General features: G+C 62.3%; 12 protein-coding genes and 2 pseudogenes. 7 read left to right on the plus strand and 7 right to left on the minus strand.

Annotated features, from left to right (window positions below; all coding sequences use genetic code 11):
- Window positions 1-2 precede the first annotated feature (2 nt).
- From mexE to gspG, 3 genes are all read right to left on the minus strand, one after another.
- A complete protein-coding gene (mexE, locus tag LVS58_RS09640) occupies window positions 3-1,244 on the minus strand; it encodes a multidrug efflux RND transporter periplasmic adaptor subunit MexE (protein WP_104961573.1) in 1,242 nt (413 codons plus the stop codon).
- A gap of 192 nt (window positions 1,245-1,436) precedes the next feature.
- Entirely contained in the window at window positions 1,437-2,624 is a 1,188-nt protein-coding gene (locus tag LVS58_RS09645) for a type II secretion system F family protein (RefSeq protein ID WP_233690875.1), read from the minus strand.
- An 11-nt stretch (window positions 2,625-2,635) separates the two neighbouring features.
- A complete protein-coding gene (gene gspG, locus LVS58_RS09650; protein WP_003253843.1) occupies window positions 2,636-3,061 on the minus strand; it encodes a type II secretion system major pseudopilin GspG in 426 nt (141 codons plus the stop codon).
- 185 nt (window positions 3,062-3,246) lie between these two features.
- Between gspG and LVS58_RS09655 the strand changes: the two genes are divergently transcribed.
- From LVS58_RS09655 to LVS58_RS09670, 4 genes are all read left to right on the plus strand, one after another.
- The gene (locus LVS58_RS09655) at window positions 3,247-3,840 is read left to right on the plus strand and encodes a lytic transglycosylase domain-containing protein (protein ID WP_233690876.1); all 594 of its coding nucleotides are present in this window, start codon (window positions 3,247-3,249) and stop codon (window positions 3,838-3,840) included.
- A 112-nt stretch (window positions 3,841-3,952) separates the two neighbouring features.
- Window positions 3,953-5,404, plus strand: a complete 1,452-nt coding sequence (locus LVS58_RS09660; RefSeq protein WP_233690877.1) for a sensor histidine kinase — start codon at window positions 3,953-3,955, stop codon at window positions 5,402-5,404.
- 306 nt (window positions 5,405-5,710) lie between these two features.
- Window positions 5,711-7,204 carry a sensor histidine kinase gene (locus LVS58_RS09665; protein ID WP_233690878.1) on the plus strand — a complete coding sequence of 498 codons (1,494 nt, stop codon included), beginning with the start codon at window positions 5,711-5,713 and terminating at the stop codon, window positions 7,202-7,204.
- Entirely contained in the window at window positions 7,173-8,600 is a 1,428-nt protein-coding gene (locus tag LVS58_RS09670; protein WP_233690879.1) for a sigma-54-dependent transcriptional regulator, read from the plus strand. Before LVS58_RS09665 ends, LVS58_RS09670 begins: the two co-directional genes overlap by 32 nt.
- 14 nt (window positions 8,601-8,614) lie before the next feature.
- Here LVS58_RS09670 and LVS58_RS09675 read toward each other — a convergent pair whose 3' ends face one another.
- The 3 genes from LVS58_RS09675 to LVS58_RS09685 form a co-directional block, all read right to left on the minus strand.
- Window positions 8,615-8,917, minus strand: a complete 303-nt coding sequence (locus LVS58_RS09675) for a hypothetical protein (RefSeq protein ID WP_233690880.1) — start codon at window positions 8,915-8,917, stop codon at window positions 8,615-8,617.
- A gap of 87 nt (window positions 8,918-9,004) precedes the next feature.
- The gene (locus LVS58_RS09680; RefSeq protein ID WP_003253832.1) at window positions 9,005-10,357 is read right to left on the minus strand and encodes a GntP family permease; all 1,353 of its coding nucleotides are present in this window, start codon (window positions 10,355-10,357) and stop codon (window positions 9,005-9,007) included.
- Window positions 10,358-10,468: 111 nt separating this feature from the next.
- Entirely contained in the window at window positions 10,469-11,008 is a 540-nt protein-coding gene (locus tag LVS58_RS09685) for a gluconokinase (RefSeq protein ID WP_233690881.1), read from the minus strand.
- 206 nt (window positions 11,009-11,214) lie between these two features.
- On the opposite strand from LVS58_RS09685, the gene LVS58_RS09690 reads away from it, so the two are divergent.
- From LVS58_RS09690 to LVS58_RS25285, 3 genes and pseudogenes are all read left to right on the plus strand, one after another.
- Window positions 11,215-12,234 carry a LacI family DNA-binding transcriptional regulator gene (locus LVS58_RS09690; RefSeq protein WP_233690882.1) on the plus strand — a complete coding sequence of 340 codons (1,020 nt, stop codon included), beginning with the start codon at window positions 11,215-11,217 and terminating at the stop codon, window positions 12,232-12,234.
- Between the two features lie 313 nt (window positions 12,235-12,547).
- Window positions 12,548-13,225 (plus strand): annotated as a pseudogene (locus LVS58_RS25280) (PAS domain-containing protein); the annotation flags it as partial.
- A gap of 117 nt (window positions 13,226-13,342) precedes the next feature.
- Window positions 13,343-13,762, plus strand: a pseudogene (locus LVS58_RS25285) (methyl-accepting chemotaxis protein); the annotation flags it as partial.
- Here LVS58_RS25285 and LVS58_RS09700 read toward each other — a convergent pair.
- The gene (locus tag LVS58_RS09700) at window positions 13,737-17,009 is read right to left on the minus strand and encodes a transporter substrate-binding domain-containing protein (protein ID WP_233690884.1); all 3,273 of its coding nucleotides are present in this window, start codon (window positions 17,007-17,009) and stop codon (window positions 13,737-13,739) included. The pseudogene LVS58_RS25285 and the gene LVS58_RS09700 sit on opposite strands and share 26 nt — an antisense overlap.
- Window positions 17,010-17,020: the final 11 nt, after the last annotated feature.

The raw sequence follows: 17,020 nt of genomic DNA on the forward strand, positions 1-17,020 counted from the left end.
CCTTAACCGCGTGGCGCCTGGGCGCTGGCGACTTTCACGTTATTGCCCGCCACCTTCGGCGCCGGGTTGCTGGCTTCCAGGGCCTGACGCTGTTGGGCGAGGGCAGCGAGGGTTTGTTCGCTGGCCATCTGTGTTTCTTCCGGGGTGACCGGCGAACCAGGGCGCACGCGCTGCAGGCCCTTGACCACGATGCGGTCGTCCTTGCCCAGGCCGCTGCGCACGATGCGCAGGCCTTCCAGCTTCGGCCCCAGTTCCACGGCGCGGTAGGTGGCTTTGTTGTCCTTGTCCATGACCAGCACGAACTTCTTGCCAAGGTCGGTGCCCACGGCTTCGTCGTTGATCAGCATGGCGTCGTACTGGGCGCTGCCGACCAGCTTCAGGCGCGCATACAGGCCCGGGGTGAACTGGCCGTCGCTGTTGTCGAATACCGCACGGCCGCGGATGGTGCCGGTGCGCGGGTTAACCTGGTTGTCGACGAAGTTCATCTGGCCCAGGTGCGGGTTGCCGCTTTCGTTGGTGAGGCCCAGGTATACCGGGGTGCTCTGGCTACGCTGGCCTTCACGGGCCAGCTGGGTGTACTTGAGGTAGACGCGCTCGTCGGCGTCGAAGTAGGCATAGACTTTGTCGGTGGACACCACACTAGTCAGCGGGGTGACATCGGCGGTGACGATGTTGCCGGCGGTGAACTCGGCGCGGCTGACACGGCCGCTGATGGGCGCGGTGACGCGGGTGAAACTGAGGTTCAGGCGCGCCAGGTCGAGCTGGGCCTGGATTGCATCGACCCCGGCACGGGCTTCGGCGGCGGCGCTGCTGCGTGATTCGGCCAGTTCGGCGGAAATGGCGTTGCTGTCACGCAGGCGCTCGCCACGACGCGCTTCGTTGGCGCTGCGAATGGCGGTGGCCTTGGCCTGTTGCAACTGGGCTTCAAGGCGACGGACTTCAGCCTGGAACGGACGGGGGTCGATCTGGAACAGCAGGTCGCCTTTTTTGACCTGCGCGCCTTCGGTGAAGGCGACCTGATCGATCTGGCCAGAGACCCGCGGGCGCACTTCGACGGTTTCCGGGGCTTCGAGGCGACCGGTGAACTCGTCCCATTCGGTGATCGGTTGCTCGATCACCTTGGCCACACTTACCTTGGGCGCGGCGGGAGCCTGCACGGCGTCGGGGGTTCGACCGCACGCGCTGATCACCACCACTGCCAGGGCAGCGAGGGGGAAGCGCAAAGGTTTGAGTGATTGTTCCATGGAGAACTCCGCCAATGTATGAGTAGTGGGCGGAGTGTGAGTGTGTTGCGCGAAAGGCACGAATCGAACGGGACGAAGGTTAATATCACGCTGAATGATAAGTGGGGATCAACTATCGATGGCGGCCATGGATTGGGCGCAAGGCACCGCCTGTGCGGGCACCACGTCACGCGAAAGCTTGGGCCTTGTGTCTCAGTGAATGCTTGAAGCCAGTTCGAAGATCGGCATGTACATCAGGATCACGATCAGGCCGATCAGCAGGCCGATGAACGTCATCAGCAATGGTTCGAATAGTTTGACGAACCATTCCACCCAGCGGCCGATTTCCTGGTCGTGGAAGTCGGCGCAGCGCTCGAGCATCACACCGAGGTTGCCGGACTGCTCGCCGGCCCGCAGCAAGCGCAACGACACCGGCGTGACCAGGTGGCCGGCTTCCAGCGCATCCGACAGCGGCAGGCCTTCGCCGACCCGCTGGCTGGCCTGTTCCAGGCCCTGTGCTGCCGCGCTGCTTAACAGGCCACGGGCCATGCCCATGGCGATAAGGATGGGAATGCCACCTTGCAGCAGGATACCCAGCGAGCGGTAGAAGCGCGCCAGTTCGTACATCATCAGGCGCTGGTGCAGGGCCGGCAGGCGTCGTAGCTGGCAGGATGCCCAGTGTCGTACCCGTCGGTGGCGGCACAGCAGCCACAGCGCCGTCACGCCGGCGATAGTGGCCAGCGCCAGGGACAACTGCTCGGCATGCAGGAACAGGCCGATCTGCATCAGCACCCGGGACAACCAGGGCAGCTCGGTGCCCATGCCTTCGAATACCTGGCTGAACCGCGGCACCACGTAGCCAAGCAGGAACAGCACCACGCCACCCCCTACCAGCAACAGCAGCAAGGGGTACACCGAAGCGCCCACCAGCTTCTGCCGCACCAGGTCCAGGCGCTGGCGATAGCTGATGTAGCGGGCGAGGGCATCCCCCAGCGCCCCGGTGCGCTCGCTGGACTGCACCAGTGCCACGTACAGCGGCGGGAACACCCGCGGTTGCTGGCCCAAGGCCTGGGATAGCGAGCGGCCTTCGTAGAGTTGGCGTACCAGCCCGGCCAGCACTTTGCGCGCTGCCGAAGCAGGCGCCTTCTCTGCCAGGCTCTCCAAGGCATCGATCAACGGCAGGCCGGCATTGAGCAGGGTCGACAGTTCCTGGCTGAACAGCACCAGGTCGAACGCCGCCTCACGCCGCCAGGCCATGCCCCGTAAGGTACCGCCGCCGCGCAGGCTGAGCACACGCAGGCCTTGTTCTTCGGCCTGGCGGCGGGCCTGGTCGGCGTCCTCGGCGTCGATCTGCAACTGCACCACGCCCTGCCTACCCAGGGCCTTGAGGCTGTAGCGCATGGCCGCTCTCCCTACTGCCAACTGGTAATTTCGGCGTTTTCCCCGTCGCCACCCGGCTGGCCGTCCTTGCCCATCGACAGCAGGTCGTACTCACCGCCGTTCTCGCCGGGTTGCCGGTAGATGTAAGGGCGGCCCCACGGGTCTTGCGGCACGGCCTTCTGCAGGTACGGGCCGGTCCAGCGAGCCTCGCCGCTGGGTGCGACCACCAGCGCCTGCAAGCCTTGTTCGCTGTTGGGGTAGTGGCCGACCTCCAGGCGGTACAAGTCCAGGGCCTTGCTCAGCCCCTCGATTTGCGCCCGCGCAACCTTGGCCTCGGAGCGGCCTAGCTGACTGAAGTACTTGGGGGCGACGATGCCGGCCAGCAGGCCGAGTACTACCAGTACCACCAGGAGTTCTAGCAGAGTGAAGCCACGTTGCGGGTTGGTTCTGCGCTGCATGGTGAAACCCTCCACTGCATGGGGACAAGCGTTGACCTGCACTATGCAACAGCCGTGCACGTCTGCCTCGGGGCCTTGCGCCATGCGGCACAGGAAGCGGCACAGTGCTTGCGTCGTGGTGACTGTCCTCGGGTTTTCCGGGGCATTTCCCCCACATCAGGGGCCACGACCAAGAGGCGACCGGCATGCGTGGACTCATCCTCGGTTTGATCTGGCTGGCGGCAGGTTCTGCCCAGGCCGATGTGTACATCTCAATCGATGCCAAGGGGGGCTACGTACTGACCAATGTCCACCGACCAGGGCGTCACTATGAGAAGGTGATCAGCGAGCCGCTAGCCCAGGGTGGGCCGGTCAAAGCGCAGTTGATCACCGGCCGCCCTTACGCCGAGGTCGTCGCGACGGCTGCGCGCATCCACAATGTGCCGCCGGCGCTGCTGCACGCAGTGATCAAGGCCGAGTCCGGCTACAACCCCAACGCCCGTTCGCGGGCGGGTGCCGTGGGGCTGATGCAACTGATGCCGGACACCGCCCGCGAGATGGGGGTGCAAGACCGCCTGGACCCGGAAGACAATGTGCAGGGCGGGGCACGCTACCTCAAGCAGATGCTCACCCTGTTCGACAACGACATCACCTTGGCCGTGGCAGCCTACAACGCCGGCCCGGATGCTGTGCTGCGCCGCGGTGCCGTGCCGCCGTTTGCCGAGACCCGCCGCTATGTGCCCGCGGTGCTGCGGGAGTATCGAAAGCTGCAAGGGGTGACTGATGATTCGTCTTTGTAAGGTGAAGTGAGGAGGGCATAAATACCCTTCGGCGGATGCCATCAATTTAATACTATGGTTTCCGCACGTCTGGGCTATAACCTTTTGAAGGTGCCCAGCTGAGGAGTCCGTTATGGACGTCGCCCCTCGTTCCGTCACTACTGATGTGCCTGCCGGTAGCGAGTTGGCCGCCCCGCGCAAGCCGTTCAACCTGCTGCGCTGGTATGCGTGGGTCAGTCTAGCCATCATTTCCTCGGTGGCTGCCGGGCTGGGGCTTATTTCCAGCCGCTTCATCATCGACGAGAGCGTCGAGCGTGATGCGTTACTCACGGCACAGTTCATCACCTCCATCGCCGATGCCGAAGTGCGCCATGTGTCGATCCCCAATGTGCGGACCATGGGCGAACTGCTCGATCCGCGCACCGACCGCGACAGCTTGCCCGACGTCGACCCGCAAGCCCGGCGCAAGGCGCGTGGCGAGTTCCTTGACCATATCGCGCATCTGCCCGATATGCTGCTGGCCAATATTTACGCCTTGGACCGCACAGTCATCTGGTCCAGCAACCCGGCACTGATCGGCAAGCTGATCGAAGGCGACGAAGACCTGAACCGGGCTTTCGAGTACAAGATGCGGGTCTCGGCCAGCTATCACAATTTCGAACAGGCTCGCGCGGAGCAGAAGTTCATCACCCCGCCCAAGCAGCTGTTCATCGAGAACTACATTCCGCTGTTCGATGCCGATGGCGATCGGGTCACAGCGATGGTCGAAATTTACAAGGAGCCCCGCGACCTGATCGTACGCATCGAGCGTGGCCTGATCCTGATCTGGTTGGCTATCACGGTCGGCGCTGCACTGGTCTATGTCGGCCTTTACTGCATCATGCACCGCGCCGCACGGCTGCTGGCGGTGCAGCAGAAACGACTGATCAGCAGCGAAACCTACGTGGCACTGGGTGAGGTGTCTTCGGCGGTGGCCCATAGCTTGCGCAACCCGCTGGCCAGCATCCGCTCAAGTGCCGAACTGGCGCAGGCGTTCGACGAAGGCCCGGCGCAGCGCCAAGTCGGCGATATCATCAGCCAGGTCGATCGCATGTCGCAGTGGATCCGCCAGATGCTGCAATCACTGCGCCCGCTGAACGACGAGGCGCTGGCGGTGGACTTGTCGCAGGCGTTGCAGGAAAGTCTGCAGACCTACGCTGTGCCGCTGGCGCGCAGCGGGGTAAGCCTGGACCTGCAACCGTTACCGGCCGCGCAGGTGTTGGGGCACCCGGTATTGCTGCGCCAGGTATTCAGTAGCCTGATTGCCAATGCCTTGGAGTCGATGGAGCAGGGCGGGCGGTTGCGTATCGAGGTGGTACGTCACAACCGGCGCGGCCTGACCCTGCGCTTGTCCGACAATGGCAAAGGCATGAACGAAGAGCAGCAGCGTATGGCTTTTCGGCCGTTCTTCACCACCAAACAGGGAGGGCTGGGAGTGGGGCTGGTGCTGGTGAAACGCATCATGGAACGGTTCGGCGGTACGGTCCGGCTCAGCAGCAGCGAAGGCCACGGCACGAGGGTTTCGTTAGGTTTTCGACTGGCCTGAGTGCGTCAAATTACATTAATAAAGCCCAGTAAGGTACTGATAGATATAAGAGTTATATATTTGGGTGTTAGTCACCCAAATGTGGGGGATCACCCTCTAATTACACTTAATAAGTTTTCGCAACTAACTGAAAAATAACGAATTTAATTTGTAATGGTTCCTCTGGCCAGGTTTTTGCTACGAAGTTTGTGAAGCGCGACACGCGACAAATGGCAGCTGCGACTGCCCAGGTGGATTGCGACCCACTGGCGACTGCCATTGGCTTTGATGCAGTTCTTAACGTACGCCCTGCGCGGGAACCACGCGATGCAGATGCTGGAAAACGAAGCGCCCGACAAGGCCAATGCAACCGCCAGCGGACTGGCCGTACCCTTGCGTGACTTCAACCTGCTGCGCTGGTTTTCGGTGATCAGCCTGTTGATCATTACCGCAGTGGCAGTTGGGCTGGGTTACGTCTCAACACGCTTCGTCGTGCGCGACAGTGTGCAGCGCGATGCCATGCTCACCGCGCAGTTCATTCAGGCCATGGCCCAGGCCGAAGTGCGTCATTCGCAATTGCCGCCTGGCACCACCATGGGCGAGTTGCTGGACCCGCGGCTGGACCTGCAGCACCTGCAAGTCACCCCGGCTTTGGCCGAATCGACCCGGGTCGAGTTCCTCGATCATGTCGAGCACCTGCCGGACACCTTGCTGGCCAACGTCTATGCCCGCGACCGCACCATTGTCTGGTCCACCAACGTAGAACTGATTGGCAAGCGGATAGAAGTTGATGGCGATCTTGAGCGCGCCTTCCGCTCGCGCAAGGCGGTGTGGGCCAGCTATCACAAGGTTGCGCATGATCGCGAAGAGCAGAAGTTCCAGCGTGCACCACGCTACCTGTTCATCGAGAACTACATCCCGCTGTTCGACAGCCAGGGTGAGCAGGTACTGGCCATGGTGGAAATCTACAAGGAGCCGCAAGACCTCATCCGCCGCATCCAGCGCGGCTATGTGTTGATCTGGGCCTCGACACTGGTGGGTGGGGCGTTGATCTACTTCGGCCTGTTCTGGATCGTGCGCCGGGCGGCGCACATGCTGCACCTGCAGCAGGAGCGGCTGGTGGCAAGCGAAACCTACGTGGCGTTGGGAGAAATGTCGTCGGCAGTGGCTCACAGCATGCGTAACCCGCTGGCCAACATACGCTCCAGTGCCGAACTTGCCCAGGAAACTGCCAACCCAGCTGCGCAGAAGAACATCACTGACATCATCAGCCAGGTCGACCGCATGTCGCGCTGGGTGCGCGACCTGCTGGTGTCGTTGCGCCCGGCCAGTGACGAACCCGAGGCCGTGGACCTGGTGGCGGCCATCGAGGACACCCACCTGGCCTTCGCCCAGCAGATCGAACGCAACGGCGTGCGCTTTCATTTCGAAGGGCCTGACGAGCAGTGGGTGGTCAGCCAGCCGCTGCAGCTCACGCAGATTCTCAACAGCCTGTTTTCCAACGCCCTGGAGGCCATGCCCGCTGGCGGGATGCTCAATGCCCAGGTCAATGTGCAGGAAGGCCTGCGTGCCGAGTTCGTGCTGACCGACACGGGCAAAGGCATGAGCCAACAGCAGGAACGGATGGTGTTCAAACCGTTCTTCACGACCAAACAGGGTGGCCTCGGTGTAGGCCTGGCCCTGGTCAAACGCATCATGGAACGTTTTGGCGGCTCGGTCAGCCTGAGCAGCCGCGAGGAGGAAGGAACCCGCGTCAGCCTTACATTCAATATTGCAGCGGGAGGGGAACATGGAGCACAGCATCCTGGTCGTCGAGGATGATGAAATCCTTGCCGACAACATTCGCACCTACCTCAGCCTAAAGGGCTACGAAGTCATCGTGTGCCACAGCGCGGAGCTGGCGCTGGAGCAGATCAAGCGGGCGCAACCCGACGCGGTGCTGACCGACAACTCGTTGCCAGGCATGAGCGGGCACGACCTGCTGCGTACCCTGGTGGCCCAGGCGCCGGACCTGAAAGTGATCATGATGACCGGCTACGGCAATGTCGAAGATGCCGTGCAGGCGATGAAGGAGGGCGCCTTTCATTACCTGACCAAGCCGGTGGTACTGGCCGAGCTCAAACTGACCCTGGACAAGGCCCTGGCTACCGAGCGCATGGAGCGCACGCTGTCGTTCTACCAGGAGCGCGAGGCGCAAAAGTCCGGGTTGCAGGCCTTGATCGGCGAGTCGCCGGTGATGCTCACCCTCAAGCACACCCTGCGCCAGGTGCTTGATGCCGAGCGGCGCATGGCCAGTGACGACCTGCCGCCGGTGCTGATCGAAGGCGAGACCGGTACTGGCAAGGAGCTGGTCGCCCGGGCCCTGCATTTTGATGGTTCGCGCAGTAAAGGGCCGTTCATCGAGTTCAATTGCGCTTCGATCCCTGCCAACCTGCTTGAGGCCGAACTGTTTGGCCACGAGAAGGGCGCGTTCACCGATGCCAAGGAGCGCCGGGTGGGGCTGGTGGAGGCAGCCGATGGCGGCACCCTGTTCCTTGACGAGATCGGAGAAATGGACCTGGTGCTGCAAGCCAAGTTGCTCAAGTTGCTGGAGGACCGCAGCATCCGCCGGATTGGTGCGGTGAAGGAGCGCAAGGTGGATCTGCGGGTGATCAGTGCCACCAACTGTAACCTGGAGCAAATGGTGCAGCAGGGCAAGTTCCGCCGTGACCTGTTCTTCCGCCTTCGCATTATCGCCCTGAAGGTGCCACGCCTGTATTCGCGTGGGCAGGACATTCTGCTACTGGCGCGGCATTTTCTTGCCCACCACAGCCGGCGTTATGGCAAGCCGAACCTGCGCTTTTCTGCCGAGGCCGAAAGCCTGATGCTCGGTTATAGCTGGCCGGGCAATGTGCGTGAATTGCGCAACATGCTGGAGCAAACCGTGTTGCTGGCGCCGAACGAGGTCGTGCAGGCGCATCAGTTGAACCTGTGCATGACCTTGGTTGACGAGCCGTTGGTGCAGCAGCCGATGGCGGCCATGTTCGAAATGCCTCGGCATGAGCCAGAGCCGGGTACAAGTCTGCCTGACATGGAGCGTGATCTCGTCTGCAAGACGCTGGACCGCACCGACTGGAACGTGACCAAGTCGGCGCGGATGCTTGGATTGTCGCGGGATATGCTGCGTTACCGGATCGAAAAGCTGGGGCTGACCCGGCCTGACAAGCGTCAGTGGTAGTACAGGCGGTGTCGTCAGGGGTTACCTGTGCCCGAGCTGCCTTCTCCTTGCCGGCCGGTACCTTCCGACCCACTGCCATCTATCCCCGGCAGGTCGCGGTTGTCATTCTGCTTGGCCGGCGGGCTTTGCGGTTCGTTGCCCTGTAAGCGCGGGTCGGTGTCCCGCGGCAAAGGCTTCTCGATCGGGTTGAGGGTGCTATCCGCGCCAGGCTGTGGCGCCGTATTGTGCGGGTCGTCGGGGTAGGTCGGACCTGTGCCGACAGCAAAGGCCAGCGGCGAGGCGAGCAGGGCAATCGACAGGATGATTGAGCGGGGCATGGCAGGCTCCTTTGCTATTCGGGTAAGGCTCATACTTCATCTTTGGCCTTACCCGAAACGTCAAGGTGCCATTACCCCGATCAACGGTCACACCACCAGCGACAGCAACATGATGAAAATGATGCCGACGATGGACAGGATCGTCTCCATCATGCTCCAAGTCTTGAAGGTTTCTGCCACGGTCATGTTGAAGTACTGCTTTACCAGCCAGAAGCCGGCGTCGTTCACGTGCGACAGGATCAGCGAGCCGGCACCGGTGGCCAGTACCAATAGCTCACGATTCACCCCCGGCACCAGGTCGATCACCGGTGCCACGATACCCGCGCCGGTGATGGTGGCGACTGTGGCGGAGCCGGTCGCGATGCGGATCACCGCCGCCACCAGCCATGCCAGCATGATCGGCGAGATTTCTGCCTGCACCGCCATCTGCCCGATCACGTTCCCTACGCCGGTGTCCACCAGCATTTGCTTGAAGCCACCGCCAGCACCGACGATCAGCACGATGGCGGCAGTCGGTGCAAGGCTCTGGTCAAGCATCTTCATGATCTGCTGGCGGTTGAAGCCTCGGGCCGAGCCGAAGGTGTAGAAGGCCAGCAGCAGGGCGGCAAGCAGGGCGGTGATCGGGTGCCCGATCAGGTCCATCCACTGGCGCACGATGTGCTCGGCAGGCAGCACCACGTCGGCAAAGGTTTTCAGCAGCATCAATGCGACCGGCAGCAATACGGTGATCAGGGTGATGCTGAAACTTGGCAGGTTGCCTTGGTCGGACTCCTTGGCGATCTGGTCCATCAGCTCCTGCGACGGGTTGCCCGGGATGTAGCGGGAAATGAAGTTACCGAACAGAGGACCGGCGATGATCGCGGTGGGCAGTGCGACGATCAGACCGTAGAAAATGGTCTTGCCAATGTCAGCGTGGAAAATGCCAATCGCCAGCAAGGGGCCCGGGTGTGGCGGCACCAGCCCGTGCACCACCGACAGGCCGGCCAGCAGCGGAATGCCGATTTTCACCAACGATACGCCCGAGCGCCGGGCGACGATGAATACCAGTGGAATCAGCAGCACAAAGCCGATTTCGAAGAACAGCGGGATGCCCACCAGGAAGGCGGCAAACATCATCGCCCAATGCACGTTCTTCTTCCCGAAGGCGCGGATGAGGGTTTGCGCGATCTGGTCGGCGCCACCAGAGTCGGCCATCAGCTTGCCGAGCATGGTGCCCAGGGCGAGCACGATACCGACGAAGCCAAGTACGCCGCCAAAACCGTCCTGGAACGATTTCATGACCTTGGCCACCGGCATGCCGGAAGTCAGGCCCAAGAAGCCGGCCGCGAGGGTCAGGGCGACGAAGGGGTGAACCTTGAAGTGGGTGATCAGCAGGATCAGCCCGACGATGGTAACCAGCGCGTCGAGCAGCAGGAAGGTATCAGTAGCCAGTCCGAACATGGTTTGAAGGCCTCGGTCTTATCGTTGTTTTGGGCGTAGCTTTGTGGAGTCTTTGTCGCGTTTACGGTTTGGGGTAGCGCTGTCTTGGGTGAGACGGAAAAGCCACCGAGGTCAGGCGGTTTGCGCCAGGCCCGGCTCACCGCAGCGCTTTAGCCAGTGGTCAACCGCTTCGGCCAGTGCTTCGATCGGTTGGGTGGCGTCCAGTGCAAGCGTCAGTGGCTCGCCGCGTGGCGATTCCAGGGCAGCGAACTGGCTGTCGATGAGGCTGGCCGGCATGAAGTGCCCTGGGCGAGCCAGCACGCGTTTTTCGGCCTCGGCAGGCGACAGTTCGAGGAACACGAACACCAGCCCTGGCATGGCATCGCGCAGGGTGTCGCGGTAGCGGCGCTTGAGTGCCGAGCAGGTCAGGATCGGGCGTTGTCCGGCCTGGGTGGTGGCTTGCAACTCTTCACCAAGGCGTACCAGCCAGCCGGCACGGTCGCTGTCGTCCAGCGGGATGCCCGCGCTCATCTTGCGGATGTTTTCGGCAGGGTGGAAAGCGTCGCCTTCGATCAGGCGGCCGCCGCTTCTGGCAGCGATGGCGGCGCCGATGCAGCTTTTGCCGCAACCGGCCACGCCCATCACCACAATGGCGGACAGGGGAGAATTCATCAGTACCTCCTGCGGGTGAGATAGCGCTGTCTCGCCGTTGACGAACAGCCATCTCCCCGGTGTTATTGGTCTTGTCCTTACGCAGTATGGACGCCTGGTGGCAAGCGCGTAGTGGCCGCTACCAAAGATTACATTGCCTGCATCCTGAGACAGCGCTACCTTAGTGGCCGTTCCCTCTCCTTGCAAGTAGTAAAATTACAACATTCATGTCCCGCACCGGCTCCCGAACTACAGGTCGTCCCACTCTGGCAGAAGTTGCCAGGCTTTCCGGGGTCTCCCCGATTACCGCTTCGCGCGCCTTGCGCGGAGTCAGCACGGTTGCGCCTGACCTGGTGGAAAAGGTCATCGCCGCAGCGGCGAACCTTGGCTATGTTGCCAACCCGGCGGCCCGGGCGCTGGCCTCGGCCCGCAGCCAGTCGGTGGTGGTGTTGATCCCGTCGTTGTCCAACCAGCTGTTCATCGACACCCTGGAGGCCATTCACGAGGTCATGCGCCCTCGTGGGCTAGAGGTGCTGATCGGCAACTATCACTACGACCTTGCCGAAGAAGAGAACCTGATCCGCAATTACCTGGCCTATCAGCCCTGCGGCATTTTGCTGACCGGCTTCGAGCGTAGCGATGCTGCGCGGCAGATGCTGGCTGCCAGCGGCGTGCCGTGTGTGCACATGATGGAACTCAATGGTGAGCCAGGGGCTTTGTCGGTCGGCTTCTCGCAGCATCAGGCCGGGCATGCTGCTGCACGGCACCTGATCGAGCGCGGGCGCAAGCGCCTTGCATTCATTGCCGCGCAGTTGGACCCGAGGGTGATGCAGCGTGCCGAGGGTTTCCGTCAGGCTTTGGCAGAGGCCGGTTTGCAGGCTGCCGAGCTGGAGGTGCTGGCCCCGGAGCCGTCGTCGATTGCCCTGGGCAGTGTGCTGTTCAGCCAACTGATGCTGCAGGCGCCGGATGTCGACGGTATCTTCTTCTGTAATGACGACCTGGCCCAGGGCGCGGTGCTGCAGGCCTTGCGTCAAGGGGTGGAGGTGCCACGCCAGGTGGCGATGGTCGGTTTCAACGATTTGCCGGCCTCGGCGCATATGGTGCCGCGGCTGACCTCGATCCGCACACCACGGGCTGCGGTGGGGCGGGGCGCGGCGCAGGCGTTGCTGGCGTTGCTGGATGGCAAGCGGGTGACGAACGCGCAGCAGGATCTGGGCTTTGAGCTGATGGTGCGCGAGAGCTCTTGAGAGTGCCCGCCAGGGCCTTCTCGCGCGAATCCCACAGGAATGATTGGCCCGAAACGTATGTAGAGCGGGTTTACCCACGAAGCAGGCGATGCGGGCATGGCACCAGCTGTGCCGGTGTTCGCGGGTGAACCCGCTCCTACGGGGGCTAAGCGACGACTTGCCAACGGCGATCTATGCTCAGAAAACCGCGCATAGGGAGCCCCGCGTCATGTTCGATTTCCACCGCAAGTCTGATTTGGCAGAAATCCAGCGCAGCCGCGAGGCGTTGGCCAATGCGCAAGCCAAACTCGCCGCTATCGGTCGTGCCATGGCGATGATTGAGTTCACCCCTGACGGCACTATCCTCGACGCCAACGAGCGCTTCTGCCAGGCCATGGGCTACAGTGCCGACGAACTGCGAGGCAAGCACCACCGGCTGTTCTGTGAGGCGGACTATGCAAAAAGCGCCGAATACCAGCAACTGTGGCACGAGTTGGGGCAGGGCAAGGCAATCAGCGGTACCTTCGAGCGCATCGACAAGGCGGGTCGCGAGGTCTGGCTGGAAGCCAGCTACATGCCCGTGCTGGACGAGCACCGGCACGTCACCAGCGTAATCAAAGTAGCATCGGACATCACCCAGCGGGTGGTGCTGGAGCACGAGAGCGAGAGCCTGCTCAAGGCCATCAGCCGCTCCATGGCGGTGATAGAGTTCACCCCGCAAGGCCGGGTGATCAAGGCCAACCAAAACTTTCTCGACACCATGGGCTACCGCCTGGATGAGGTGGTTGGCCGCCATCACGGGCTGTTCTGCCTGGCACATGAGCGCGAATCGGCCCAGTACCGGGAGTTCTGGGCTTCGCTGAACCGTGGCGAATACCACTCGCACCGCTTTGAACGCGTCAACAAGCAAGGCCAGACCGTTTTCCTGGAGGCCTCCTACAACCCGATCTTCGACAGCAAGGGCCGCCTGTGCAAAGTGGTCAAGTTTGCCAGCGACATCACCCATCAGGTCTGCACCCAGCAAAGCGCCGCCCATGCCGCCCATGCCAGTTCGGTGCAGACCGATGCCTGCGCGCGCAAGGGTACCGAAGTGGTGCAGCAGGCAGTGCAGGTAATCGAGCAGATTTCCCAGGAGCTTAACGACGCAGCGCGCAGCATCGATGCGGTAAACAAGCAGTCGGACGTGATCGGGCAGATTGTGCTGACCATTCGCGGCATCGCCGACCAGACCAACCTGTTGGCCCTGAATGCCGCCATCGAGGCCGCTCGTGCCGGCGAGCACGGGCGCGGCTTTGCCGTGGTGGCTGATGAGGTGCGCAACCTGGCAGCGCGCACCAGCAAGGCCACCCTGGAAATCGTCGATGTGGTGCGGCAGAACCACGACCTGTCGCTATTGGCAGTGGCCAGCATGCAATCGAGCCTCAACCGCACCGGTCATGGCGTGGCGCTGGCCAATGAGGCGGGGACGGTGATCATGGAAATCCAGCAAGGCTCACGGCACGTCGTGGACGCCATCAGCCAGATCAGCTCGACGCTGCAATTGCATTGAGCGCCTCGCGCATCTCGTCAAGCAGTGCCTGCAGGCTGACTTGCAGTTGCCGGCGCTGTTCAACGGTGGACAGCCCTTGTGCGTGGGCGTGTTCGATCGCTTCACAGTCTTTGACCACGGTGCGCACTCTGATCATTTTGGCGCCACCTTTGATGCGGTGGGCCAAGGCGCGTACGGCTTCATCAGGGGCATCTGTCGCCAAGGCACGCAGGGCGGCCAGGTCTTCACCGACACTTATCGACAATTGCTCCAGCAAATGCCGTGTCAACTGTTCGTCGTCTTGGGTCAGGTGACGCAATTCGGCCAGATCGAACCCACTATGGGAAGGCTCCGGCGACGGCTGCTGAGGACGCACCTGGGGCAGATGGGTTTTGAGCGTGCGAAGACCAATCGGCTTGAACAGGCATTCGTCCATGCCGCTGGCCAGGCAACGAGTACGCTCCTCGGCCTGGGCGTTGGCGGTCACGCCAAGAATACGGCCTGCTGGCAGGCCGCGTTCGCCCTCCAGGCTGCGAATGCGCCGGGTGAGTTCATGCCCGTCCATGACCGGCATGCTGCAATCGGTGATCACCAGGTCGAAGCGCGCTTCCTGCCAGCGTGCAAGGGCGATCTCGCCATTTTCCGCCAGTGTGACGTGGTGCCCCAGGGTTTGCAGTTGCCGTTCCAGCAATAGCAGGTTGGCCGGGTAGTCGTCGACCACCAGAATATTGAGCGGGCCGCTGTTGCTTTCCTGTGTCGTGAGTGGCTGTTGTGCGGGTACCGGTGCTGCGCAGACGGGTAACCGCAGGCTGACTTGTACCCGGGTGCCAACGCCCTCGACGCTCTGAAGGCTCAGGGCGCCGCCCATCAGTTCGGCCAGGGTACGGCTGATGACCAACCCCAGGCCTGCCCCTTGACGTGCCCTAGGGCCATCGACCTGAACGAAGGCACTGAACAGCCTGCCCTGGTCGGCGGGGCTGATGCCGATGCCGGTGTCGCGCACACTCAGCTCGATTGCCAGAAGGCCGTGGCCGGCAATTTTGGGCAGCAGCAGGCATGCCTGCACTTCACCACGGTCGGTGAACTTGATGGCGTTGCTGATCAGGTTGGACAGAATTTGCTTGAGTCGCAGTGGGTCGGCCAGCACCCATACCGGCTCTGCAGGCAGCTCGCTCTGCAGATGCAACCCTTTGGCCCGGGCATTGCCTTCGAACACCCGCAGCGTGGCGCGCACCAGTTCGACCAGATTGGTAGGCACCGGCTGCAGGCTGATATGCCCGGATTCGATGCGGGAAATGTCGAGAATATCGCCAATCAGCTCAAGCAGGCCAATGGCTGAATCATGGGCGGTCTGCAAGGTCTGGGCGTCGCTGTGGCCGCTGCGGCTATCTTCCAGGGCCAGTTCCAGCAGACCGATCACCGCATTCATCGGGGTACGGATCTCATGGCTCATGGTGGCCAGGAAGGTGCTTTTGGTCTGGCTGGCCTGTTCGGCATCGTCCTTGGCCTGGCGTAGCTGTTCCAGCAGCCCGCGGCTCAGCGCGAGCTGTGCCTGCAGCGCGTGCTGTGCCTCGGTTCGCTGGTTGATCAGCTTGCGCAGGTAGCTGTTCCAGAACACCACCCCGGCCAGCAGCAGGGCCGACAGCACCAGCACCTGCAAAGCCAGGGTGCGATAGTCGCGCCATGGGCTGTCGCTCACCAGCGTGCTGGTGCGCCAGCGGTTGATCAACTGGTCCAGTTCTTCAGGTGGAATGCTCAGTAGCGCCTTGTCGAGAATGGCCTGTAGCTGTGGCTGGTCGGCGGCTACGGCAAAGGCGGCAATCGCCGGGGCGTCGTCGAGCACGCTGGCGATGCGCAAACGGTCCTTGAACACATGGCTGATGTAATAGGCAGCATTGATATGGCTACTCAGGGCCACGTCGGCAACACCGTTGGCCACTGCCTCCATCTGGCTAAGTGGGTTGTCAACTTCGACTATCTCGGCCTGCGGGTATCGCTGTTGCAAAACGGCCTGCTGCGGTGAGCCCCGCACCAAGGCGATGCGCTTGCCGTCCAGGGACTTGGCCTGTGCAGGTGGTTCACCGTCGTTGCGGGTGACAAGCACGCGCGGGCTGACCAGGTAGGGGCGGGTGTAGCGCAGTTGCTTCAAACGGTCGGCACCATAGCCCAGCGCCCCGATCATCTGTGCCTCGCCGTGCACCAGGCGGTCGATCATGGCCTGCGATGAAGCACTCTCGACGGGTGTGAACTGCAACCCCGTGCGCAGTGAGATCTGCTTGAGCAGGTCCAGGGTGATACCGCTAGGGCGGTGCTGAGCATCGTTGAACGTCAAAGGTGCCAGCGAGGTATTGACCAGTACGCTGATTGTGGGGTGGGCGGTGATCCAGGATTCTTCTTCTTCGCTCAAGGCCGTGAGGTGGCGCTGTAGCAGCAGGCTGGTGTTACCACTGCTCCAGCGGCGCAGAATGTTCAGGCGTTCACTTTCGTTGATGCGTGACAGCGCCTTGTTCACCAGCCGATGCAGGCGCGGGTTGTCGCTGGCGATGGCGAAGGCAAAAGCCTCTGGAGCCAGTTGCGAGAAGTGGTCGATTTTCAACGTACCTTGAAAACTTTTGCCGATCATGTAGTCGGTGCTGATCGCATCGCCCAGATAGGCGTCCGCCTCGCCCAGCACCACGGCAGCGAGCCCGGCCAGGGTCGAGCGGTATAGGCTCAGTTGCGCTTTCGGGTACAGGGTGCGAACGCTGGCGGCCGGCAGGTAGTGATCGACCATCGCCAGGCGCAGGCCGGCGAGGTCGGGCGCGCTTTTCAAGCTATGCCCCTCACGGGTGACGATCACTGGCAGGTCGTCGGCATAGGGGGTGCTCAGGCTAAGCTGGGCGTCTGCCGCTTCGAAGGCGTTGGAGCTACCGAGCAGGTCGATATGCCCATCACGCAGGGCAGTGATGGCCTCGTGACGGCTGTCAAAACGGCGTACTTCAATGGGTATGTCAAGCTGTTCGCCGATGATACCGGCGTAGTCTGCGCTCAACCCCTCATAGTCATGCTGACTGACATTGATTTCGAACGGGGGGTAGTCGGGGCGCGCACTGCCCAGTATCAGACGTTGGCGAGTTTTCAGCCAGTGGCGATCATCGCCGGATAACGCCAGCGGGGCAGCGGCACTGATTGAGCGCGCCAGCAGATGGCGTGGTTCGCTGCTGGCCTGCAGCACCGTGGAGTTGGCCAGACCAATAGTCAGAAGGACGCTCGCCAGCAACTGTTTCATGGGAGCCGAGC

Source organism: Pseudomonas sp. JR33AA, assembly GCF_021378985.1.
GTDB lineage: Bacteria > Pseudomonadota > Gammaproteobacteria > Pseudomonadales > Pseudomonadaceae > Aquipseudomonas > Aquipseudomonas alloputida.